The sequence below is a fragment of the Psychrobacter sp. C 20.9 genome (assembly GCF_001921765.1).
Classification (GTDB): Bacteria; Pseudomonadota; Gammaproteobacteria; order Pseudomonadales; family Moraxellaceae; genus Psychrobacter; species Psychrobacter piscatorii_B.
In genome coordinates this window covers 29,993-54,702 of sequence record NZ_MRYC01000001.1, presented here as the reverse complement: position 1 = coordinate 54,702, position 24,710 = coordinate 29,993, and the positions used below count along the sequence as shown (strand labels likewise).

Below are 24,710 nucleotides of genomic sequence, written 5' to 3'. Positions count from 1 at the left end.
GTGGGCACAGAGTTGGTCTTATTTTTTATATTCATTCATCAAGCAAATAGGTTATTTATGGAACCCATGGTCGTCATCGCAGCGCGTACTGCTGAAAAAGTTGGTAAAGAGATTTTATATGCGCATCAAAACCGTCACAAAATCGAGTTAGATATCGAGTCTAAAGGACTTGATGGTCTGGTTACGCGCATCGATCGCTTTAGCGAAGAGCTCACGATTGAAACCCTAAAAGCCAGCTATCCGAATCATTCGTTTTTGGGTGAAGAGTTTGGTATGCAAGAAGGTCGCGGCGAAGACGCCGACTGGTGCTGGATCATTGATCCGCTAGATGGTACTAAGAACTTCGTTCATGGTGTACCGCAGTTCTGCGTATCTATCGCTGTACAGCACAAAGGCGTGACGCAGCACGGTGTCATTTATGACCCAGTCCGTGACGAGATGTTCTCTGCTAGCCGTGGTAAAGGCGCACGTTTGAACCAACGCCGTATCAATGTCAGCGAACGCAAAACCATCGATGGTGGGTTTTTTACCACAGGTCATCCGCTTGAGCGTAAGCGTAATGGCGAAGTGATCTCTTATGCCAAGCAGCACTTTGAGAGCTTACAAAAGATCTCTGAAGCTGGTGGTCAGGTACGTCGTCTGGGTTCAGCGGCGCTTGATTTGTGTTATGTTGCTGCTGGACGCTTTGATGGCTATTTTGAGATGTCGATTAAGCCTTGGGATATTGCAGCAGGTGAGCTTATCGTCACCGAAGCGCGCGGCGTTGTTGTCGATCACACGGGCGCGCACAACTCTATGACCTCAGGCTCTATCTTTGCTTGTAACGTCAAACTGCTCAAGCCATTGATGCAAACCGTCGTGCCAATTTGGGGCGATGTGATCTAATTATAAAATAAGCAGGCTTAAACGCTGAGCGAGTCAAATATTAAAAAGCTGGTTCCGTTAAGGAGCCAGCTTTTTTGTTTTTTTAACAGGTTTATCTTCAACGGTGATACCTTTAAACGCCAACTCTTGACTGACAGTCTCTAACAACTGTAGCTCTTCTTCTATCAGCATGAGCATGTCTTGGACACGCGGTAATGCTTTACTACAAGCAGTGATGCCAAACTCAATTCTGTCCAAATAACTGGCCAAAGTGATATTCATGGCTTGACCGTTGAATACGATAGAAGCGGGATACAGTGATTGTAAGCGTGCACCATTCCAATATAGCGGCTTCTCAGAACCAGGAACGTGAGAAATAATGAGGTTAAAGGCTTGCTTTTTTGGAAATACGCCAGTCGCCAAGTTGATACCTTGCCATGCATAGGCGATAACGCTGTAATTAATGACTTGCGCTTGATTCATGCGGCGAAAGCGACGTTTGCCATTATTCATACTGCGATGGATAAGCTCTATCCTGCGTAATGGGTTGTCTAAATGTGTGCCCAAATTCGCCAACACAAATGACAGCTGATTGCCCGATATACTATCATCAGTACGCAGTGACATCGGTACAAACGCAATCAGCGGCTTGCTGGGTAGCGCATCCATCGAGATCAAATAACGACGAAGGGCGCCAGCACAGACAGCTAATACCACGTCATTTCTGCTGATTTCCAGCCTTTCGGCAATTTTATTAAAGCGTTGTATGTCGTAAGACTGCGCCGAGATACGACGTGATGCAGATATGCGCCTGTTTAAAATACTCATCGGCGCGTCAAACGTACCAACATAGCCTTCATCACCATAGTTTTTCAGATTGTCTATCAGTTCTGTAAATACCGGTTTGATGGTAGATATTTGCTCTTTCATGATGCGCCTGATAGATCTTTCGGCAGGCAAAATAGCATTCATTTGATTACGGTGACGCGCCATCAGTGACCATACTGGTAGCGAGACGGGTTCGGTAGGGGATTGTGATAAGGATTTTTTTACCAAACGCATGGCAGCGATACCATCAACGAGCGAGTGATGAATCTTAAAATACCAAGCAAAACGTTCAGGCCCACCTTCTACTTCCGGCTCAATCCCTTCTATGACGTGACATTCCCAGAGAGGCATCGCACGATCCAGCAGTCGACCGTGTTCTCTTGACACGTACATCAACAGCTCACGAATACGTCCAGGACTCGGTAGCGCCACATGATGTAAATGATGCTCTACATCAAAATCTTTGTCTTTTTTCCAAAACACCAAATGCTCTAGCACCTGATTGAACGGAAAGCTCGGCGGTACATCAGATTCTTGCATTTGTTTTACCAGCTGATAAACAAAGTCGCTATCAGCGCCTTCGGGTAATTCAAATAAAAACAATCCGCCAACGTGCATTGGTTGTTTACGCGACTCAAGAAGTAAGAACAACTGGTCGACTGCTGTGAGAAGTCGCATAATAAATCCTTTTATGACGATAATGAATAAACGATAATGAATAAAAATAATAGCTGACGGCGTGCTGACCCAACCAGATTTCCGTCTTATTATTTTATAATCGGTTTTTTGTTAGGGCTGACCCGAGCAAGCGCTTACTGAAAAAAGTATCCCGTCTGCGGTGAGCTAGCAGTTGCCATCTTACGCATTGGCATACGACCTGCCAAAAATGCGGCGCGGCCTGCCCATATGGCATGTTTCATGGCATGTGCCATCATCACAGGATTTTGTGCATGGGCAATTGCTGAATTCATCAGAACGCCATCACAGCCAAGCTCCATGGCAATTGCAGCATCAGATGCCGTGCCAACACCCGCGTCAACCAATACGGGCACTTTGGCGTTTTCGATGATGAGGCTGAGGGTATGGCGATTAAGCAAACCAAGCCCCGAGCCAATCAAGCTACCAAGTGGCATAATAGCGACACAGCCCATGCTCTCTAACTCTTGGGCGACGATAGGATCATCTGAGCTATAGACCATGACTTCAAAGCCATCATCGACCAGTACTTGAGCCGCTTTTAAGGTCTCAGTGATATTAGGATAAAGCGTTTTTTCATCACCCAATACTTCAAGCTTAACCAGATTGTGCCCGTCCAATAACTCGCGCGCAAGTTTGCACGTGCGAATGGCGGTTTCGGCATCGAAGCAGCCAGCCGTGTTCGGCAAAATCGTGTATTTGTCAGGAGAGATGACATCAAGCAAGTTTGGCTCGTCGCTGTTTTGTCCGATATTGGTACGGCGAATAGCGACGGTCACGATTTCTGCTGCCGAAGCGGCAATGGCTTCTCCAGTCTCGCTCATGTCTTTATATTTGCCCGTACCGACCAGCAGGCGAGAGGAAAAGGTACGACTACCAACAGTAAAAGTATCTTGCAAAAGTGGTGCCGGGTGAGTAGCAGTGCTAACGGTCTCTGACATAACTAAAAATCCTAATGGCGAGCGGGCAAGGTGGACAGAAAAAATATAACGAGATTTCTAAGTAATATTAAAAAAGTGCAGTAGACAATAATAGCGCACTGTTAGCAAAATAAAAAATCGCATGATAAGTTGGCTATATATACCGTAAAAATAGGCGAGTGGCGATACATAAAAAACGCCGACCACATAAAATAATACGCGTCTAAAACAAAATGTTATTATAACAAACTCATGCAATCTTACTTGCAATCTTTTTGGGCTTGGTCAGTTAAGCTCAGTGTATTTACAGTGCTTTGGTGTGATTGTCTATTTGACACTATCTCTATTTATTAGGTTGTCTTTATGATGCAGTTGCCGTACAGCTTCGCGAAACGCCATCAGATTTTGGCCATACTTGCCATTGATCCTGAGTTGCCGCCAACTTTGGTATTGACGAAAGCCACCCCACTGTCTGCGATTAATGAAGCGGTGCGGTTTTTGCAGCAGCAAGGCAGTCGCGGCGTACCAACTTACGAAAGTGTCAGCTCGGATGATTTTGAAAAACGTATGAACGCGGCTTACGCTGGGAATACCGGAGAGTCGCAGCATATCGCTGCTGGACTTGAGGATCATCCGGATCTTGATAGTTTAGCAGATAGCGTCCCTGAGACTGAAGACTTGATGGATCAGCAAGATGATGCGCCGATTATTCGTCTGATTAATGCGCTGTTGTCAGAAGCCATTCGCCTAAATGCCTCAGATATTCATATCGAAACTTTTGAAAAACGTTTGGTCGTCCGCTTCCGCGTTGATGGCGAGCTTAAAGAAATCATCACGCCAAAGCGTCAACTCGCGCCATTACTGGTATCACGTATCAAAGTCATGGCCAAGCTGGATATCGCAGAAAAGCGTGTACCGCAAGATGGGCGTATTAGCTTACGACTGGCAGGGCGAGAAGTCGATGTGCGTGTATCGACACTACCGTCGAGCTTTGGCGAGCGCGTGGTGATGCGTCTACTAGACAAGCAAGCGGGACGTCTTAACATGACGTATTTGGGACTATCTGATAATGACTATACTGAGCTGAAGCGCTTGATTCACCGTCCGCATGGGATTATTTTGGTCACAGGGCCGACGGGGTCGGGTAAGACCACCACGCTATATTCGGCATTGACTGATTTGAATGACCAAACGCGCAATATCTTGACCGCCGAAGATCCCATTGAGTTCCAGCTCGACGGTATCGGACAGACACAGGTTAATAATAAGGTGGATATGACCTTTGCCAAAAGTCTGCGTGCGATGTTGCGTCAAGATCCAGATGTGGTGATGGTGGGTGAGATTCGCGATTTAGAGACGGCAGAGATCGCTGTACAGGCGTCTTTGACAGGGCATTTGGTTTTATCAACGCTGCATACCAACACCGCGATTGGCGCGGTCACTCGCTTGCAAGATATGGGTGTTGAGCCATTTTTATTATCGTCGTCACTGATCGGCGTGGTGGCACAGCGCTTGGTGCGTACTTTATGCTCACATTGTCATGGCTGGCAGGCAGCGGACACCGAACAAGCCAAGCTTTTTACCGAAATTGGTATTGAGAAAGTATTGGACAGCGATATTGAAAATGTAGCAAATAATGCGATTCGTCTACCCAAGCCAGTAGGCTGCGATAAATGCAATCAGTCAGGGTTTAAAGGACGTACGGCGATATATGAAGTCGTACCAGTTGATGATACGCTGCGCCGTATGATTCATAGTAATACCGCTGAGTATGAATTAGAAGCGTATGCTCGCCAGCAGACACCATCGATTCGCGCGGATGGTCTACGTAAAGTGATAGAAGGGCGGACGACACTAGAAGAGGTACTGCGAGTGACGAAAGAAAGCGCCCTAACGGATGATACGATACTGGTATAAATGCTTAGCTATAAACGATGAGAAACAGTATTTGGAGAACATTGTCTAGAGAGCAATGTCTGAAAAGCAGAAAAAGATAACTGAGCGAAATAGCCAGTTATCTGATCTTTTTTTTCGAAATTAACAGGGTAACGTTTTCAACTGCTATTACTTGGCAGCGATGCATTCAATCTCAACGCTCGCTCCTGCGGCCAACTCCGATACGCCAAACGCTGAGCGTGCAGGATAAGGTTTGGACAGTTCTGCCTTATAGACTTTGTTAAAATCATCAAAGTCATCCATATCAGTCAGCATGGCCATACATTTGACGATATCAGATTTTCGGTAGCCGTATTTTAGTAGCGTGCTATGGATATTATCTAGTGTTTGTTTGGTTTCAGCGTCGATACCGCCTTTGACCAACTTGCCGTCTTTAACACCAATTTGTCCCGACATATATAATGTATTGCCAACACGTACGGCTTCTGAGAAAGGGTAGGGACCGCCATCACCCAAAAAAGTTGGGCTAGATTTAATATTAGCGGCAGGAGCTGTCGCCGGATTGGCGTTAGCACCAACAGCCAAGCCTAATGAGCACATAGCAACCAGTGGTACGATAGATAAATAGGTGCTAAGTTTGGACATCCTTGTCTCCTTATTAAGTTGATGGATCATAAACATGCTAGATGCGCCACAAAATGCAGATAGTAAATGTTATGTCGGTTTAATCGATTATTTGTTATTAATAGTCTCGTCATCTGCAGAGAGTGCGTCGTCTTGCTCGTTATCTACTGGAGTATCCGTATTATCTTCTGAGACATTTTCATATGCTTTGCCTTGGCGGCGCGCCTCTAGTTCAGATTTTGGAATCCAAGCCCAAGTCATCTCCACTACAATCGGGTCGCGGTCACTATCAGATTCACGGTCATCAATGACGCAAGGGATAACCATTTCACCTTTTGGCGTATTTAAAATCTGTAAGCGCTGCTCATCAGATAGACTGGCTACGGCTGCAATTTGACCTTTTTTGATCGGGCGATAAAAATTAACAGAATAAGATTTAATCAGTAGTACGCGATCAGAGGGTAAGTTTAACCCCAGAATGAAGCCTGTTGCCGTTTCAGCCAGTAAAGTAATGGCTACCGCATGGATTGAACCAATATGGTTCTGGACTGCTTTGACATTGTTTAGACTGACGATGACTTGATTAGGCTCAACCATTTCATAGTACACGCCTGTTGTCCCTACGTAGGGTACAACTTTGCCAAAGGCTTTTGAGAGAATACTTGAGCGTGCACTGGCAGGTAGATATTTGGTCACAGACAACAGTTTGGTAAATTGATTACTGATTGGTTTTAGCGTGCTGCTGGGTTTTTCGATGGATGATCTTGTGCTGTCAGAGACTTTGGCTGGTTTTTTATTGGTCAGTTTGACGGGCAGTTTTTTTAATAATCCTGACATACAAATTTCCTTAACGTAGATAAATCGAATGTTGTTTTTGATAGTGGCAAACAGTCACTGTTAGCAAGGCCATTACAAACACTATGGTACATTAACCGCTGCTTTCCTACTATTATTAGCATGAACTGCTGCGCTTATAAAACAGCAGTCATCTATATTGTATTGCTAGGATATAGTTTTAAATAATTAAAATGGCTCAATGGTGATGCACGGATCTGCTTAGTAGACAATCTCTTACGAGACCACCGCGCTATAATAGCGTGATGTTGGTACGTCTTATTTCATAAATTTTCAATACTGGATGATGCTATGTCTGATATGTCTACTCACGAGCCGACCAATATTATTTATACTGGCGTCGCGGGTACTGGCAAAACCTATCGATTGCTCCAAATCGCGAAGCAATATACCGATTATCTGCCTGAGACAAATAATGAAGCGCTACTTGGGCAGCTGTTGCAAAGCCTAAGCTGGCGTGAAGTACTGTGTTTGATATTTTTAGACTTAAGGGCTGAACAACAGGATTTGGTCAAAGTGCGAGAGCTTGTCGACCATCCTTTTTTTATTACCAAAGCGGCACAAAACGCACGTGATAAAAACCTAGAGAGCACTGCTTGGTTAGAGCTTCGCAGACATAGTCCTATAGATTCTAAAACCGTCAGTTTTGATAATCGAGCCAGCCAAGCGTACTTTGATAAAGATAACAGCGGCGCATGGTATTTACTGCCTGAGAGTATGGTGTTGCTAACAGAGTTGTCACAGCAATTGGCGGAGTTTCAGCAGGCACAGCGTGATAACCAGTCCAATCAAAATAAAAGTATGGGTCAGCAGCGTTTTAGTATGGTGAGCTTTCATCAGGCTTATGGTTATGAAGAGTTTGTCGAAGGTATTCGTCCTGTTATGAGCGGCTCTATCCACGCAAATAACAGTCACTCGAGTAATACCCAAATGAGCTACGCCGTTCAAGATGGAGCGTTTTTAAAGCTATGTCAGCGTGCCGCGCGTGACCCTCAGCATCGTTACGCGATGTTGATTGATGAGATCAATCGCGCCAATGTCTCACGAGTCTTTGGCGAGCTGCTCAGTTTGATCGAGCCAGACAAGCGTGCTGGCAAACCAAATGCGATGACGATTCATTTGGCGTATTCTGGGCGTGCGTTTAGTGTGCCTGCCAATGTTGATATTTATGCCACTATGAACACCCAAGATCATTCGCTTGCGCCGCTTGATATGGCATTACGTCGACGTTTCCGCTTTATTGATTGTCCACCGCAGCCTGAATTATTACCGATAATTGGTGATATCGCTAGCGCGACTGATCGTGTACAAGCAGACACGGTAGATTTAAGCAAATTGCTAACAGGCTTAAACATGCGTATCACACAGACTCTTGGAGCCGAGGCGCAGTTGGGGCATGCTTTTTTATTTTCAGTCGATGATTTAGAGCAATTACAAATGGTGTTGGTCGAACAGATCATTCCGCAATTGGCGCAAGCTGCGGGCGGTCAAGTGGCTATATTGCAGTATATTTTTAGAGATGAGCAGCAACCGTTAAGCACCCAGTTTATCCACGACAGCCAAACAATGATAAATAATGATTTGTATGATCCGATGAGTAAGAACCATGCAACGACTCAACATCAAATGTTTGCAGAACAAGGGGCCTTTCTTGGTCAATCGATGAACGTAGGTGGCTATACGATCAATCCTGATCTTATTACTAAGACTGGTGAATTTGGCAAGCCCGCTATCTATCAGCGTTTGTACGAGTAAGGTGGCTGTTTAGTGAGAACTCATAATCAATATTATGTGCAAGGAAACTATATTAATGCAGATAATATTAATGCAGACAGTTTTTATGCTCGTATACCTAACAATAAGGCTCTCGTAGCAAATGTTATCACGGTATTTGAACATCAACGCCTCACAGCGCACGATTTCGCGCATGTCTCTGACTTTCATTGGCTAATGGCGCAAGAATTTGCCGTGTTTACCATCAAGCGTAAACAAGGACAGTGGCAACTCAAGGTTGGGCATCATATAGGAATTATCCTTTTGCCTAGTGGTATGACACTTGAGCTATTACCAAAACTGAATCAATCCACTCAATATAATAATATTGCTCAGACTCGTCACTGGGTACAAGGCATGTTATCTGACTTAACTCGTCTTGATGCGCGTCAAAGTCGTAAGCTGCCTAGCATGAAAAACCTAGGTCAATTTAGTGATCAGTCAATGCCATTATCTGTAGAGGCTCCGCCATTGTCAGACTGGCTATTAGAGCAGTTTTTGCAGCGCTTGGTTCGTTATCAGCCAACCCAGCACTATCAGGCGCAGATCAATAACCAATCATCGCTACAAGGGCGGCTGGTCATCAAAGAGCAGCTACGACATAACAGCATGCAGCCGCATAAGTTTGTCTGTGAGCGTAGTGTGCTCAGTCAAGATATGTTGGCCAATCGCTTGATTAAGAGCGCATTGGTATGGCTGATGCCGTTACTGCCTAGATCTATATGTACACCGCTCTTACGGCCATGGCAGCCGTTATTTGGGCTAAACCAGCGTGAACGACAGCGGCTAGAGTCAATATATACTCAAGCAAAGCAGCAGTTAAGCGTCCTGCCATTACAAAAACAGCAGTTGCAAGCCGCACAGCAGTTGGTAGACCTAGCTTATTGGCTGTTACAGCAGTCAAATGCATCGACAGGTTATGGTATTGACCCCACTCGACCAAACCTACCTCAGCCAAGATTGTGTCTATTGATCGATATGAATCAGGCGTTTGAACAGTGGGCGAGTCAGCGTATCGCGTCGATGTTTCAGCAAGTGAGTAGCAATTATCGTCCTTTTTACCAAACCCAAAGTGTCTGGCTCAATGATAGCGAGGGTCAAGCATGCGTATCGATACGACCAGATTTGCTGATATATAAAACGGCTGATAATGATAATAACCAAAATCAGAGTGACACCGCGGTTAGTAAAGAGACAGTAAACGGTTGCTATAGCCACGTCATCGATATCAAATGGAAATATCTGCCTCATGCTGGTGCTATTACTTCCAGTGATGCCTATCAGTTGACCAGTTATGCACAGGCCTATCAAGCAGGGCAAGGTTGGATGGTATATCCTGTATTAGGAGACAAGAGACGACCAGTGGCGCTTAAGCAGCAGATTTATCGTGACAGTGGTGATAATAAAAGTAACATTAGCAGTGACATTAGCGATGGTACTAAAAGTAACCACTTAAACCATGCGGATTTATGGCTAATACCGTTTGATGTGCTGACAGGTATGGTCAACGGTGATTTGCCTACGAATTTGAATGAGAAATAATGATTCCATCAATCATAAGAATCATAATTAACGAAGGTTTTTAAAGAGACTATTTTTATAAGAATGTCTTTTTTGAAAGAATTTAGAGATTATTTAAAATTAATCGAAAATAGGTGTTGACACAATCGCCTTTACCCCTTAATATGTGCACCTCGATAGCGAGGAACATTAACAAGTTAGCGGCATTGCCAACAACGAGTTAATCGACAAACTATCGTGATAATAGAGAATTTCGGAGTGTGGCGCAGTTTGGTAGCGCATCTGGTTTGGGACCAGAGGGTCGTAGGTTCGAATCCTATCACTCCGACCATCTATTTTAAGAGCCTTACAGGCTTTTTTTTATGTATAATGATTTAGTTTCTGATATAGTAAAAATTATATTATAGACTGAATGATAGTATATAAAAGTCCTCTAAGAGCGCCTGTAGCTCAGCTGGATAGAGCATCTCCCTTCTAAGGAGGTGGTCGCAGGTTCGAATCCTGCCAGGCGCGCCATTTAGCCTGCAAATCTTGCCTATTCTTTTGGCAGTAGTTATGGCGGTTGTAGCTCAGTTGGTAGAGCCCCGGGTTGTGATCTCGGTTGTCGTGGGTTCGAGTCCCATCAGTCGCCCCATTTTATTTTGCATTGTCTGCATATAAATCCTATCTTTATACTAAACCTTATCGAATAAATAGCACTCGCCACTGTTGGCGTTTTTTTGTGCCTGCTTGATTTCTATTTCTCTGTATTATCCTATAATATTAAACGGTTAAAGCTTTCTGAATTTTTGATTGTTTAACGATTTATTGACTTCTTATTCATATCAATTTTGCGATAGGTTTTTCTTCAAAAACCTAAACTGACTGTGTCTACTCTACTATTTATTAGTACTGCTTATGAGTAAATAGACATCATGTTTTAAATCGGGCATTATGCTTAGGTCTTGATGCATCCTGCTGATTGAGACATCGTATTGGCTAGATCGAAAAAATTTAAAGCATTTTGGATACACACCCGCCTTTTTAAGATTTGTTGTTATTGACCCTGTATTATTGAGGAACTGATTGATGGACGCATTGAGCGTATTGCTACAGAATGTGCACCTATTTGAGACCAAGTATTATCGTTTGAATGGTGCTGGCAATTGGTCTTATTCTATGAGTAGAAAAGACACCATTTTATTTTACTTGGTGATGTCTGGTGGTTTTTGTATAGACGTTGGCAATGGCCTACGCGAAGCTCGTGCTGGTGATATGATTATGATCCCGAACGCGCATAAGCACGTAAGCTATGCACTCAATCATCATGGTGACGTGGCTGAACCCCTCGATGAATTACTGACCAATTGTCAAGATCGCACGCTTGAGATTGATGGCAATGGCGATCCTAATTCCTCATTGATTTTGATTGAATGTAAATACGATAAAGAGATGATTAGCCCTCTACTATCTGTGTTACCACCGATATTGCCTGAGCTCAATGATGCGGCTGATGGTCGGTTTGAGGTAATTGATGTGGAAATCAAGCTTTTGACCTTGGAGTCTGAGCGCGAACGCATGGGCAAAACAGCTGTGATCAATCACTGGGCAAGCATCATGATGATTGAATGTTTGCGCGTTTATATTGAAAGCTTACCTGAGGCGACTGAGAATTGGCTAAAGGCCATGAAAGATCCGTTTTTGACCAAGGCGCTTGCAGCGATGCATGAAGCGCCAAGTCAAAGCTGGACCATTCATAAGCTTGCAGAGGTGGCAGGTATGTCGCGCTCGAGCTTTGCCCAGCGCTTTAAAGATACAGTAGGGATGCCGCCGCTTACTTATTTGATTGATTACCGCTTGCGTTTGGCAGCACGTTATTTGCGCTTACAGCAAAATAGTATCAGCCGTATCAGTGATATGGTGGGCTATGCGTCAGATTCAACTTTTAGTCAGGCGTTCAAACGCGTTTATGGTGTCTCACCAAAAGCGTACCGTAAACAGTATCAACAACAAAAGCTTGCATAAGTTATTATTTTAACGTCCTCAGTGTTCATTTATTAAAAGCGTTAAGGCGACCAAGGTATCCTTAGCGCTTTTTTCTGATTGATATATATCTAGCATTTGCCTAGGTAAAATACTTGGCAGTCAACTGGCGCTATTTTGGCTAGGCAAGGCTGACAATACGCTTGTGTTCAGGTACTATGGAATAATGAGTCGTCGAGGTGTGAGCGTTCATATTTGACGCATAATATGTGACTGTATACCAGTGATATAGAAGGATCGAGACGATGTTTATTTTTGCTGCTGATGGTATGTTATGACTGAACCGACCGCAAAGCCAAGTACAGAAGCCAATAGCCACCAAGGTACTACTGCAACTGCTAAAAAAGAACAGAAATCTGATAAAGCTAATGGGCAAGATAACGTGCATGCTAGCAAAACGGTGTTAGCTAATACGGCTGAGATGCCTGATAAAGCGGCATTATTAACGCTATTTACTTTGTCAGATACCAAAGAGAGCATTGATGAAGTAGGTGCTAGCGAACAGCCTGACACCGATACATCAACCATACAGCCTACTGCCAATGAGTCAAACGTGGCTGCGCAGCGTGTGGCTCTTTATCATACCCAGCACGAACGCACTCGACTGCTATATATGGCATCTGCCAATACGCGCCCCACGTATTTAGTACAAACCCTCAAATCACAATTTGCAGAATGTCAGCAGTATTTGCTTGCTCAGCAGCTCGATAAGCGTGGTTTGATGGATACGGAAATGCTTGAACGACTCTGGCAGCAGCTGCACGTGGTCGATGATATTATTGCAGATATCGTGCATCATATGCCCGCTCAGCAGCCAGCAGGTTGGCAGCTTACCACGCAGGATGGGCGCAACCCGCTGTGTTTTGCCACTGTCGGTAAGCTAAAACATGGCAAGCCAATCCGCGATCAGGGCAGTCTCAATAGCTACGTGCTTGGTCACTTTGGCGTGAGCAGCTTTACCTATGATCGCGGTTATTATATCGGTCACGTGGTTGGGTATTTATTCAGCTGTTATTTCTGCGCGCACTTATCTATCAGTTATGGTGTGGCAGCGCTCGGTCAGCAAGTCGTTGCTGATTATGACTATGCTAGTCTTGAGACGCCGCACATGGTCAGGCTGTTACAGGGTCTGGATGGGTATTGTAAAAAACGTGTCTATCAATTGGCAGTGATTTGTGCGCGCTTGAGTGTGTTTGCAAGTGATAAACGCATTGAGAGAATGCTGATCGCTGAGGTCAATGATTTTGATAAAAAGTTACAGCAGCAGCATTTGGATGTTTTATTATTACAAGGCTTGATGCCTGACAGTAATGACTCAACGCCGCTTTGATATAGTCAATCCTAAATAAAACAGAGACATTATATATCAAGGTGGAACTGGTCTAAATTTTCCTTGCGCGCTGTGCCTATGCAGACAGAGGCTGCGAAAAATTTATCCCAGTCCCACTGTATCGTTTTTATACTGAATTCACTATAGATAGTTTTTATAGACATTACCCTTTTTGTTAAGCCATACATCCAAACCCCTACCTGTGACTTTTTTAGGATATCTGCCGCTATGCCCGCTTATCATTTTAAAGCGCTTGACGACCAAGGTAGTGTCCAAAAAGGCTTACTAGAAGGGGATTCTGCTCGGCAAGTTCGGCAGCAGCTGCGTGATAAGCAGTGGACACCAGTCGAAGTCAGTGCGGTCAATGACAGACAAAGCCAAAACAAAAGCCGCTATAAAAAACCATCTGCTTATGAGCTTGCATTACTCACACGCCAGTTATCTGTGTTACTAGCGGCTGGTATTCCACTTGAAGAAACTTTGGCTGCTGTCGCTAAACAATCGCCAAAGACGCATATCAAATCTCTGATGCTGGCGGTACGCTCACATGTCCTCGAAGGCTTAAGCTTAGCACGAGCATTACAACAAGCCGCGAGCTTCCCGCCATTATACATCGCCACGATTGCCGCAGGCGAAAAATCTGGTCACTTGGATTTAATCCTTAATCAGCTAGCCGACTACACTGAAAACCGCTTTGCCCTTCAAAAGAAAATCCAAGGGGCGATGGTCTATCCGATTGTACTGATGGTCATGGCAATTGGCGTGATCATGGGGCTGATGAGTTTTGTGGTGCCCAAAATTGTCAAAGTCTTTGAGCAGTCTGAACAGGCCCTGCCATTAATTACCCAAGTCGTTCTGACGTTATCAAATATCATTACGCAGTGGTGGTGGCTAATGCTGCTGGTATTGGCAGGTACTGCGTTTTTGTTTTATCGTTTTGCCCAAACGCAGGCTGGGAAATTGGCAATAGATAGTATGGTGCTCAGGCTACCGATATTAGCCAGATTGTCTAAGGGATTGAATGCGGCGCGTTTTGCTAGTACGCTTGCGATTTTGGTGCGTTCAGGGGTGCCGTTGATTGAGGCGCTACATATTGGTGCGGCAGTGACGACCAATTTGCACATCAAGCAAACGATTGTGACTGCTGCTGATAGGGTCACAGAAGGCTCAAGTTTATCCAGCCAACTCGAAAAATCCACTTACTTTCCGCCCATGATGGTACAAATGATCAAAAGCGGTGAGAATTCAGGTGAGCTTGAAAGTATGCTCAGTCGTGCCGCCACGATGCAGGAGGCGGAGGCCACCAATTTTATCAGTACCTTACTATCATTACTTGAGCCTTTGATGTTGGTTTTGATGGGCGTGGTGGTGATGATTATCGTGATGGCAGTGATGCTACCAATCGTTAATATGAATGACTTGGCAGGCTAGTCAATAGCTAACTAACTAGCTGACAAACAGCCGATATGTTTTTCTCAAACTATCAACTATCAACTATCAACTATCAACTATCAACTATCAACTATCAACTATCTGCATTTTTATCCTGTGTTAATTACCTATCTTGCTAAACCCTACGCTAGCTTTCTTAAGATTTGCTTACTGTTGTATATTGTTGACCAAGCAAAATTTTTGCTATGGTAAACCTAAGTGCCACGTTATAGTGAAAGCGGGTCAAAACGACAATGATAAATCTCGATGGTTATGTGGTGACGGCTACTTGCTGCTGATTACTTGTTGCTGATGGTTACTTGGTATTGACTGTAATGACAATCTGAGCACAGCGCTGGATAAAAATAAAACCATGGTTTATAGTGACAATGATTTAGGGTTTTATTGATAAGCCCATAGACGCATGAGTGCTACTAGAACGCCACTTTTACTATTTACATAACTGTGATGACCAAAGCGATGACTATGACTGACACCCTTCAAGTAAATATTAGCCCAAAAAGTGCCAATACCAAAGATGACAATAATAATATTCAAGCCCATGGTGGCATTGTAAATGACCATCAGAGAGTCCATTCAATGACACATCGCAGCTTGATAGGTAAGTCTAGACAATCGGGATTTACGCTTATTGAGATTATGGTCGTTATCGTTATCTTGGCTATTCTTGCGGGCTTGGTCGTCCCAAAAGTAGTCGGACAAAGTGACAAAGCGCGTGTCAAAACCACTGAAACGGCGCTCGCTACTGTCTCCAACGCGTTAGATATGTATAAAGTCGACAATTCACGCTATCCGACGACAGCGCAAGGGTTAGAAGCGCTTACCACACCGCCAAGTGACGCCAAAAACTATCCTGAAGGTGGCTATATTAAAGGTGGCTATCCAACAGATGGTTGGGAAAATGAGATGCAATATGTTGCGCCAGGTAGTGAAGGGCGACCTTATGACTTGTTTTCCTTAGGTGCAGATGGACAGCAAGGTGGTGAAGGTCAGGATGCGGATCTTTATGCTCAGCTATAAGATTTAGCTTTGTCTGCATCTAAAAAATCTATGCCAATAAAATATCGTTAAATGCACTTACTATCGTGCAATTAACGACCTATTAATATCAACCAATAACTCTTTATTGGTTGATATTTTTTATCGATACGTAAAATAAATACCATCTGATATGAACCTTGTATTGAGGGTCAGTAGTTTTATCAGTAGGTGTATGTCCGTACTGCCAGTCACTGGAAGCTAACATCAAAGGTAATAACTTATGTCAATAAAAATACCAACACTACAATCAGTCGCTATCAATAAACGCGCTACTAAGTTCCATGTGCTTGCGTTTACTGTTGCAACCACCTCGTTGATGACAGCTTTATCAATGACATCAATCAGCGCACAGGCGGCAGGATTGAACGACTTATTTAATAGCAGTAGCGCTGCGCAATCAAAATTTTTACCAGTGGATAAAGCTTTCCAAGTGACTAGCAGCACCAAAGCGACCTCTAAGGGCACGCGTTTATCCATCACGTTTGATATCACGCCAGGACATTATATTTATAAAAATAAGCTCGCGTTAAGCTTTCCAAAAGGAATAAATGCGACACCATTTACCTTTAATCAGACACCAGTGTCCATTGATGATCCAACCTTTGGTAAAGTTCCTGTATTTACGCAAAGGAGTGTTGTTGCCACCACGATGCTGACGACCAATAATGGTAAAGATGCAAAAAATGCCCCGATTATCATTGGTTGGCAAGGCTGTGCAAAAGCTGGGCTATGCTACCCACCCGAAAAGATCAAAACTAAGGTAAATATTGCTGCGACACCTAGATAAGTATTGAGAAGTTTGATTCAAATATTGGTAATAACAGGTAGCTATTCATGCTCATGAAGACATCACAACAATCGGCATCATTGACTGCAAATACACATGCAAAAAAAGCGTATGTCTTAGCATGTGTGATTGCTAGCGGCTCGCTATTGACAGGGTTGTTAGCGACGTCAACGACAGCGCAAGCGGCAGGATTGGGTGATCTATTTGGCAGCAGTCAAAATACAGCGCAATCGAAATTTTTGCCAGTAGATGAAGCCTTTCAGGTTAGTAGCAGTAGCGCCTCTACCAAGTCAGGTACGCGTCTATCTATTAATTTTGATATCACGCCTGAGCATTATGTCTATAAAAATCAAATCAAACTGACGCTACCTGCGGGCGTGACGGCGGCACCTTTTACCTTTAACCAAAAGCCATATTCAATCGACGATCCGACATTTGGTAAAGTATTGGTTTTTGATCAAGCCAATATGGTCGCAACTACCACATTGACCAGTAACAACGGCAAAAACATCGATGATGCAGCGATTATCATTGGCTGGCAAGGTTGCGCCAAAGCGGGATTGTGCTATCCCCCTGAAAAAATCAAAACCACAGTCAATATCACAGCAGCATCGTCACAGAGCGCGACAAGTAATGCCAATACTGAGGCAGAACGTGCGTCTGTTGGCGAGATGGCCACGAGCGACAATCTGACTGATGCGACGATATCTGCTGGGAATACTGAAACGACATTTGCAACGACTGGTACTAGTAGCACCACGGAGCAAGCAGAACAAGCGCCGATGGATGATGAGGTTATTGATTATGATCTAATCGATGACAGTACCTTGGAGTACGACTCTTTAGATGGTAGCACTGCAACGACCACGATTTCTGGAGCAAACGCCAATTTATCAAGTGACGCGACCAATAGCGAGAATGTAAATGCTAGCAACCTTGTTGATGGTGATCCCTTTGGTTTGGAATCTCATCCTTGGCTCGCATTGGTATTGCTATTTTTAGCAGGTCTAGGTTTGGCCTTGACGCCGTGTGTCCTACCGATGCTGCCCATCGTTGCCAATATTGTCGCCCGCGAGCAAAACCCAACGGTCAAACGCGGCGTCATCCTAACCACCAGTTACGCAATTGGTGTGGCGACTGCCTATGGTGTTTTGGGCGCTGTGATTGCGGTATTTGGCGAGTCATTAGGTATTATTGGCTGGTTGCAAAATCCTATTATTTTGATTGGCTTTGCGATTGTTTTTGTCTTGTTAGCGCTATACATGCTGGATGCTTTTACTGTACGTTTACCGCAAGCACTCAGCCGAAAAATGCAAGAGCTTAGCCAAGCAGGCGACAGCAAGCTTGGTAGCACAGGCGGTAGTTTGATTGCTGGATTTTTATCTGCATTAGTCGTATCTCCTTGCGTCTCTGCGCCATTATTCGGTGCGCTACTGGCAGTCTCTACCATTGGTAGTCCGCTCTTGGGTTTCGCCGCCTTATTCATGCTGGGTTTTGGTTTGTCAGCACCGCTTATTTTAATCGGCGCTACTCAGGGCAAAATCATGCCAAAGGCAGGAGAGTGGATGAATTGGGTCAAGCAAGGCTTTGCGCTACTATTATTCGCGGTAGCATTGCTATTAGTTGAGCGCGTGTTTATATCGCCAGTGATGCTTATGGTATGGGCATTATGGTTTATGGTGGTGGCGACATGGGCGTGGAGCTGGATTGGCAGGAGACGCATGTTAACCCAAGCCATGAGTCTGATTGCTGGTATCTGGGCCGCTTGTCTGATCGTGGGCGCGGCATTAGGGAATGATGATAGCCTGCATCCATTAGCCTCGCTAAGCGCTGCGCCGACGATGCTTCAGTCAGCAACTGGTCAGCCGATGGGCAACGATAGTACGGCGACAGATAAAACGATCACCACACTTGCAGAGCTAGATACGATTGTTGCGGCAAATCCTAATGTCCTTGTCGATTTGACAGCAGATTGGTGTGTTGAGTGCCGTATCATGGATAAAAATTTATTTCATAATCGCCCAGCACAAATGCAAGATTGGCAGTTGGTGAGACTTGATATCACGGATACTACAGAAGACTCCAAAGCCGTTTTGTCACGCTACAAGCTGTTTGGCCCGCCCGCATTACTTTATTATCAAGGTGGTCAACTGGTTAATCAACAAGTGGGCGAAATCGGTCGCGTGGAGTTTGAGCAAACCTTAATGACACTAAACAACTGATGGCTCACAACCCGTACTTAATAACCTGAGTAATTCTTTTGCTAAAGCTTAATAATGAAAAAAAGCCAGCGTATGCCAATAATGGTACGCTGGCTTTTTTAATGCCATAAAATTATTTTTAAAATATCTCCTAAGTGTTTGGTTTTACAAACAATATGTCTTTTTAAGCAGATTTAATATATCGATAACGCTAGTATAGTGATTATATTTTCATTACAATAAAGTAACAATACTGAAGGGGTATATCAGTTTGTCATAACTGCTTCTGATGTTCTCATTTTTTCTAGTTTTTTAGCGGCGACGCTAACAGTTATATTAATTAACTCACATACTCTGCTGGCGATAATGCTGGTTAGATAAAGGACATTTATGTTTGCCCACATCACCACTCAGCGTCAATTACAACGTACTCATGTAATCAGTCGTAACGCCAGTAGTCGCACGATACATACTCATTTGAGTATCGCAGTCGCTATCGCGTTGAGTTGTACGGCGGTACAAGTACAAGCAGCTGACAATAGCCAAACTTATAACGAACTGCCAGTACCAGAAGCGGCGTTTGAATATGAAACCGTTGAGATGCCGCAGAGCGTAACCACACAGAGCGGTAAAGTAATCAGCAAAGAATTTATTGCTCAACAAGCGAAGCTGTTTTCTGAATGTACGCAAGTGCAGAGCAGTGCCGCTCGTTTGGCTTGTTTTGATAAGGTAGCTGAACAAGGTAAAACACCAAGCTACACCACGACCAAACAACCAGTTGATTTGGCAAAAACATTCAAGACGACTATTTCGGGTAATCCACAAGTTGTTTTTGTGGAAGAGAACTCGACCAGTACTTTTAGTGATGAGAGCGCAACTGCTAATCAACAGTCTGCTACTAATAGTTTGGATACGGTCACAGACAATCAGCAAGAGGCTCAAGTTCTAGAAAGTGTGGGTGTCACTCAAGCAGATATTGAAAAATACACACCACTCAGTTTGGCATATGATCTCGATCAAAACAGTGAGCGCGGTACTTGGACGGTAAGACCATACCGTCCGACTTATCTGCTGCCATTATTTTATACTTTTGATCCTAATTTAAGCCCAAGCACCCCTTCTCAAGAAATTGAACCTTTTGACTCTAATGACATACGTGAGACGGAGCTAAAATTTCAGTTGTCTCTAAAGAGTAAAGTCGCAGAGGATTTATTCGATACCAGCGCTGATCTGTGGTTTGGTTATACCCAAGAGTCACATTGGCAGGTTTATAACGAAGACAATTCACGACCATTCCGTGCTACCGACTATCAACCTGAAATATTTTTGACTCAGCCTGTGACGGCAGATCTACCTTTCGGTGGGCGTCTACGCATGCTAGGCGCGGGTGCTGTGCACCATTCTAATGGACAGGATGATCCATTATCACGTTCGTGGAACCGTGCTTATTTAATGGCAGGGGCCGAGTGGGGTAAGCTGTCAGTCATACCGCGTCTATGGGCTCGAGTGAATGGTGATAGCAGTAGCGACGATGACAACCCAGATATCGAAGATTACATGGGTTATGGCGATATCAAGTTCTTATATGATTTGCCTGCCGAGCAGAGCATTAGCGGTACCTTGCGCTACAATCCAAGCACCAATAAAGGGGCGGCGCAAATCGATTATATCTATCCATTGTCAGAAAACGTCAATGGTATGGTGCAGCTATTCCAAGGTTATGGCGAGTCCATTGTTGATTATAATCATGAAAATACCTCTATTGGTTTCGGTATTGTACTGAATGACTGGAAAGGCCTCTAATATAAGCGAGTCTTACCATATCTTATGACAATTAATAATTTATGCACCGCTTAGTGCCTTACCAAACCGGACTGTGGCTGGCAGAGTATTTAAATGTACGCTGCCAGCTATGCCGTATTTATCGCAGTACACCACAGTCTCAGCTATTGATGCAGCAATCACAGGCTAATAGTAATGACGCATCGAGCGAACATTCTGAATTTTCCCTTTCAAGCAATCCATCCTCGTTTGCTCATATTTTTCATCAAATCAATCACCGCTTAAATAGAGGTCTACTCTGTACTTATTGCCATAATAGTATCGCATGGCTACCACAGCCTTTTGACGTTGACATTGCTGCTGGCAGATCCTTATCTATCCAAGTATCTACCTATTATGAATATCCAATCCGTCAAGCGATTCGAGCGTTTAAGCATCATGAAGACATGACAAAATTGCCATTGTTGTTACATGCATTACGCCAGCTACCACGGCCACATGGCTGTCATCGTAATAATAGCGTGATTGTTGCCATGCCAACGACCAATCAGCGGCTAGTGAAACGAGGGTTCGATCCTGTCAGTATTTTATCATCACAACTGTCAAAGCATTGGCAAATTCCTTTATGGCACGGTGTGGAGCGCATTGATGATACGGTCAGTCAGCAAGGGCTCACACGCGCTGAACGTCTTAGTAACTTAAATAACGCCTTTGCTCTAACCGAAAAACCTCCGGTAAAACGCTTACTATTGTTCGATGATGTCTCTACGACAGGCGCAAGCTTGCAGGCATTGGCACGTGCATTCATCTCATCTGAGCAAACAGTGACCATAAATGCTCAAAGCCATAGCAATTATCATATTTCTGCCTATGTGTTAGCTCATGGGAGTCAGTCCTAAAAATCATCTATCTAATTGAAATTATTAATATATTGCTTATATATCATCGTAACGCTATATTATTAGACACGTATATACCTACTGGTCTATCAAGTATGTATTATTGTTCATCCGTATATAATATGAACAGAATGTTGTGGAACAAAAATTGCATATTATTAGTTAAGCTAACTATAAAATTATTAGCAAAACTGACACCAGATTTTAGTTATTTTAAAACAAAGACTGATAAGAGACAGACATTAGCAGTGCTAAATAGGGATTTGATGTGAACGCATCTATGAATAGTCTACCGACCTCGCTAAGAACAGCCAATTCAGGTTTTACCCTAATTGAGCTGATGGTAACGATTGCTGTACTAGCTATTATTGTGAGTATTGCTGCACCTAGTATTAGCACACAGCTTGCTAATCAGCGTGTTAAGTCGACGGCTGCGACGCTTGAGAATGCGTTAAAAGAAGCGAAAGTCGAAAGTGTTATTCGTCGTCAAGATATTCGAGTCGTATATAATAATAGTGCCAAAACCATTGTCTTGCAGAACACTAGTGGCACTGTGTTGGCGACTTATAATGTTAATTCTACAAGCACAGTATCTATAAATCCTAATACAGTAACTGCGGTGACTTTTCAACCAAATAAAGTGACATCTAACGTTGGCAAAGTTACTTATACTATTTGTGATAGCAGTTCAGTAGTAACACCACGACAAATTGAAGTTAACACAGTAGCAAGCATTAGTAACAAGAAGTTAGGAGGTACTTGCTAATGAAAAACATCAATAACCAGTATGGAGTGGGCTTAGTAGAGGTGCTAGTGGCACTGTTACTATTAGCAGTTGCAGTGCTTGGGTTTTCAGCTATGCAAATGACTGCTGTAAAAGCTACTGATGAAAGCCTCATGCGTACGCGAGCATTAACTATTATGAGAGGAGGCGCGGAAACAATACGTGCGAACTCAGGTGGAATAAGCGCTTTCAAAACTGCTGTAAATGGCAGTACTGATTCTATAACGATAGATGGTGTCACAATCACAAAAGATAGTTGTGTAAAAAATACAGCTGGAGCACCTGCTGCCACAGATAGCTGTACTATTGAGCAGCTAGGGGCACGTGATGGCTTGTTGATGAAATCATATGCGGTGCAAAATGATATTAAGTTGGGCTTAGTGCCTAACGGCTGTCCTGGTACATCAGGTAATCAAGAGCGCCAATGCTTTGTAGCTAGCTGGGGTGATACTACTGTAACTCTAAGCGATAGTGATGCGAATGCCTGTGCCAATGCAAATGGCACTTATAAAAATGGTGCAGAGTGCTTTATTATGGAGGCCTACTGATGCCAAACCTTAACAGTTATGAGTGTAGTAATTGCGATCAGTCTGGTTTTACCTTAATAGAGTTGATGATTTCATTAGTCATAGGTTTGATTGTCTCAGCCGCTGTTATACAGATATACGTAATTAGTGTTAAGACGAGTAGCGTGCAATCTAGTGGTAGCGAGTTGCAAGACGCTAGTGTGTTTGGGCTACAGCAATTAGAAAAAAAAGTTCGCTTGGCTAATTTAGGAAACCCTATTAATAGAATAGATGGAACGACTGCAAAAGGTGGTATCGTCTTAACAGGTGCCAACCTTGGGGTTGCTACCACACCTTATACCGATACTGGTTATTTGACAAGGCGCGCAGGTGATCCTACTAGCGGTACAAATGGATGGACAGGTATCTCAAATACTGCTGTTGCTAGTGATCAACTGACAATCCAATATACCAACATAACAGGTAGCCCTTTCAGTGATTGTGAGGGCTCGGCAGTTGAGGTGAATGATATCGCTATCGAGCGTTATTTTTTGCGACCTGTTACGAATGATAGCAGTAGTGGCGCTATTAAAAACCTAGTACTAGCGTGCGATGCTGGAAGGGTGGATTTTGCAGCAGGCAAGGTTAGAACGATAAGTGGTACAGATCCGCGTAATTTTGGTCAAGCTGGTCAAGAGTTTATTACTAATGTGGATCAGTTCAAGATCTTGTTAGGTGCCCAGTATGATTCGGGTAGTAATGCAGGTCAAATTATGTATTTACCAAGCAGTGCCTATTTATCGATAACTGCTAATAAACCAGCAATAACGGCAGTAAAAATAGGTTTAATCGTTCATGGTAGTACTCCTATATTAGGTAGTGATGATCAAACATCTTTCATGCTGTTAGGTCAAAATAATGTACTGAAGACAGACACTGCGCGCCAGAAGCAAGTACGTACGACTTATGAGACAACAACCTTCTTACGCAATGCTCGTGTAGTCAACGTAAAAACCAGCCTATAAACTCTGGTAAGGAGAGTAAGAATGACGATCCATCGCTATTCACCAAATTCAACCATAAAAGACGTCAAAATGACTATTGGATATCGGAGTGCTGAGCGAGGCGCAACGTTGATAGTAGTGCTACTATTCTTAGTGTTGATTATGCTAGCTGGTGCTATAGCGGTGAGACAGAGTAATACTGATCTTAAGATTGCTACGAGCGATCAGATCAACACAGTATTATTGCAGTCTTCAGATAGCGCCAATCAAAAGCTCGAAATGATGCTGAATGGTAGCTCAACATCCACTGAATACATTGATGTAACGAGTGCGGCAGGCGTGTTTGGTCATTTCTTACTAAATCCTGAAAATTCGACTAATGAATTTATTTACTGCTTTAATCCGCGCACCAAAAAGTATTTGGCATCTAATGCTACCATCATGGTGAAGGGCACGACCGCCAATCCAACAGCTTATTGGAGTGGTTTGAATAATGGTATATGTGATTACAATAGCGCTGATGGCTATACCAGTGCTAGACAAACGGTGGTTACTCAAATGAGCGTGACTGTTGCACCTGTCGACCCAAATGCAGAAAGGTTTGGACATGTGGTTATTGGTAAAGAGATTGAGGATAGGACCAGTAAAAAATTTACGTTCGATATCAGATCTGCTTCAGCGTTACCGTCCTACAGCGAACCTAAAGCTAATGGTGACAATTGTTTTGCACAGACTAGTATTAAAGCCAATGTGATTGGTAGCAAGAAATCGTTAAGCGACTGTATGCTCGCCGCTAACACTCCAAGTAAAATGCTATATGAGCAAGCGGATGTCGAAAACATCTCTTCTTCTACGAAATGTATTCCTTTCGGTAGAGGTACATTGAATACAGAGTGCGTACTCAAATCTACGCCATAAGTAGTTG

The 24,710-nt window shown here is 43.7% G+C and carries 20 protein-coding genes and 3 tRNA genes; 19 read left to right on the top strand and 4 right to left on the bottom strand.

Annotated features, from left to right (window positions below):
* Positions 1–57 precede the first annotated feature (57 nt).
* Positions 58–885 (top strand): inositol monophosphatase family protein, encoded by an 828-nt coding sequence (locus BTW00_RS00215; protein WP_075105898.1) that lies wholly within the window; start codon positions 58–60, stop codon positions 883–885.
* 57 nt (positions 886–942) lie between these two features.
* On the opposite strand, the gene BTW00_RS00210 is transcribed toward BTW00_RS00215, so the two are convergent.
* Positions 943–2,370 carry a wax ester/triacylglycerol synthase family O-acyltransferase gene (locus BTW00_RS00210; protein ID WP_075105706.1) on the bottom strand — a complete coding sequence of 476 codons (1,428 nt, stop codon included), beginning with the start codon at positions 2,368–2,370 and terminating at the stop codon, positions 943–945.
* A gap of 134 nt (positions 2,371–2,504) precedes the next feature.
* The gene (locus BTW00_RS00205; RefSeq protein ID WP_218608998.1) at positions 2,505–3,287 is read right to left on the bottom strand and encodes a thiazole synthase; all 783 of its coding nucleotides are present in this window, start codon (positions 3,285–3,287) and stop codon (positions 2,505–2,507) included.
* Positions 3,288–3,671: 384 nt separating this feature from the next.
* Between BTW00_RS00205 and gspE the strand changes: the two genes are divergently transcribed.
* Complete coding sequence (gspE, locus tag BTW00_RS00200; protein WP_075105704.1) at positions 3,672–5,225, top strand: type II secretion system ATPase GspE; 1,554 nt, start codon at positions 3,672–3,674, stop codon at positions 5,223–5,225.
* Positions 5,226–5,372: 147 nt separating this feature from the next.
* On the opposite strand, the gene BTW00_RS00195 is transcribed toward gspE, so the two are convergent.
* Both BTW00_RS00195 and BTW00_RS00190 read right to left on the bottom strand, forming a co-directional pair.
* Positions 5,373–5,849 carry a RidA family protein gene (locus tag BTW00_RS00195; RefSeq protein WP_256713938.1) on the bottom strand — a complete coding sequence of 159 codons (477 nt, stop codon included), beginning with the start codon at positions 5,847–5,849 and terminating at the stop codon, positions 5,373–5,375.
* Between the two features lie 87 nt (positions 5,850–5,936).
* The gene (locus tag BTW00_RS00190; RefSeq protein ID WP_075105703.1) at positions 5,937–6,665 is read right to left on the bottom strand and encodes a DUF4442 domain-containing protein; all 729 of its coding nucleotides are present in this window, start codon (positions 6,663–6,665) and stop codon (positions 5,937–5,939) included.
* A gap of 309 nt (positions 6,666–6,974) precedes the next feature.
* On the opposite strand from BTW00_RS00190, the gene BTW00_RS00185 reads away from it, so the two are divergent.
* The 17 genes from BTW00_RS00185 (at position 6,975) to BTW00_RS00100 (ending at position 24,703) form a co-directional block, all read left to right on the top strand.
* Positions 6,975–8,438, top strand: a complete 1,464-nt coding sequence (locus tag BTW00_RS00185; protein ID WP_075105702.1) for an McrB family protein — start codon at positions 6,975–6,977, stop codon at positions 8,436–8,438.
* A gap of 12 nt (positions 8,439–8,450) precedes the next feature.
* Positions 8,451–9,998 (top strand): McrC family protein, encoded by a 1,548-nt coding sequence (locus BTW00_RS00180; RefSeq protein ID WP_256713937.1) that lies wholly within the window; start codon positions 8,451–8,453, stop codon positions 9,996–9,998.
* Between the two features lie 233 nt (positions 9,999–10,231).
* A tRNA-Pro gene (locus BTW00_RS00175) sits at positions 10,232–10,308 on the top strand.
* Between the two features lie 108 nt (positions 10,309–10,416).
* A tRNA-Arg gene (locus BTW00_RS00170) sits at positions 10,417–10,493 on the top strand.
* 42 nt (positions 10,494–10,535) lie between these two features.
* Positions 10,536–10,611: transfer RNA gene (locus BTW00_RS00165), tRNA-His, on the top strand.
* 434 nt (positions 10,612–11,045) lie between these two features.
* Positions 11,046–11,981 (top strand): AraC family transcriptional regulator, encoded by a 936-nt coding sequence (locus tag BTW00_RS00160; RefSeq protein ID WP_071002397.1) that lies wholly within the window; start codon positions 11,046–11,048, stop codon positions 11,979–11,981.
* Between the two features lie 292 nt (positions 11,982–12,273).
* The gene (locus BTW00_RS00155; protein WP_075105701.1) at positions 12,274–13,329 is read left to right on the top strand and encodes a hypothetical protein; all 1,056 of its coding nucleotides are present in this window, start codon (positions 12,274–12,276) and stop codon (positions 13,327–13,329) included.
* Positions 13,330–13,557: 228 nt separating this feature from the next.
* Positions 13,558–14,760 (top strand): type II secretion system inner membrane protein GspF, encoded by a 1,203-nt coding sequence (gspF, locus tag BTW00_RS00150; RefSeq protein WP_075105700.1) that lies wholly within the window; start codon positions 13,558–13,560, stop codon positions 14,758–14,760.
* Between the two features lie 600 nt (positions 14,761–15,360).
* Positions 15,361–15,801 carry a type II secretion system major pseudopilin GspG gene (gspG, locus tag BTW00_RS00140; RefSeq protein ID WP_075105698.1) on the top strand — a complete coding sequence of 147 codons (441 nt, stop codon included), beginning with the start codon at positions 15,361–15,363 and terminating at the stop codon, positions 15,799–15,801.
* A gap of 241 nt (positions 15,802–16,042) precedes the next feature.
* Positions 16,043–16,609 carry a protein-disulfide reductase DsbD N-terminal domain-containing protein gene (locus tag BTW00_RS00135; protein ID WP_075105697.1) on the top strand — a complete coding sequence of 189 codons (567 nt, stop codon included), beginning with the start codon at positions 16,043–16,045 and terminating at the stop codon, positions 16,607–16,609.
* Positions 16,610–16,662: 53 nt separating this feature from the next.
* A complete protein-coding gene (gene dsbD, locus BTW00_RS00130) occupies positions 16,663–18,831 on the top strand; it encodes a protein-disulfide reductase DsbD (RefSeq protein ID WP_256713936.1) in 2,169 nt (722 codons plus the stop codon).
* 369 nt (positions 18,832–19,200) lie between these two features.
* Entirely contained in the window at positions 19,201–20,613 is a 1,413-nt protein-coding gene (locus BTW00_RS00125) for a phospholipase A (RefSeq protein WP_075105696.1), read from the top strand.
* Between the two features lie 41 nt (positions 20,614–20,654).
* Positions 20,655–21,491 (top strand): ComF family protein, encoded by an 837-nt coding sequence (locus BTW00_RS00120; protein WP_075105695.1) that lies wholly within the window; start codon positions 20,655–20,657, stop codon positions 21,489–21,491.
* A 268-nt stretch (positions 21,492–21,759) separates the two neighbouring features.
* Positions 21,760–22,257, top strand: a complete 498-nt coding sequence (locus BTW00_RS00115; RefSeq protein WP_075105694.1) for a GspH/FimT family pseudopilin — start codon at positions 21,760–21,762, stop codon at positions 22,255–22,257.
* The gene (gene pilV, locus BTW00_RS00110; protein ID WP_075105693.1) at positions 22,257–22,823 is read left to right on the top strand and encodes a type IV pilus modification protein PilV; all 567 of its coding nucleotides are present in this window, start codon (positions 22,257–22,259) and stop codon (positions 22,821–22,823) included. The genes BTW00_RS00115 and pilV overlap by 1 nt, the downstream gene beginning before the upstream one ends.
* Positions 22,823–23,806: a prepilin-type N-terminal cleavage/methylation domain-containing protein gene (locus tag BTW00_RS00105; protein ID WP_075105692.1), complete on the top strand. Its 984-nt coding sequence runs from the start codon at positions 22,823–22,825 to the stop codon at positions 23,804–23,806. Before pilV ends, BTW00_RS00105 begins: the two co-directional genes overlap by 1 nt.
* Positions 23,807–23,827: 21 nt before the next feature.
* Positions 23,828–24,703 carry a pilus assembly protein PilX gene (locus BTW00_RS00100; protein WP_075105691.1) on the top strand — a complete coding sequence of 292 codons (876 nt, stop codon included), beginning with the start codon at positions 23,828–23,830 and terminating at the stop codon, positions 24,701–24,703.
* The last annotated feature ends 7 nt before the right edge of the window (positions 24,704–24,710 follow it).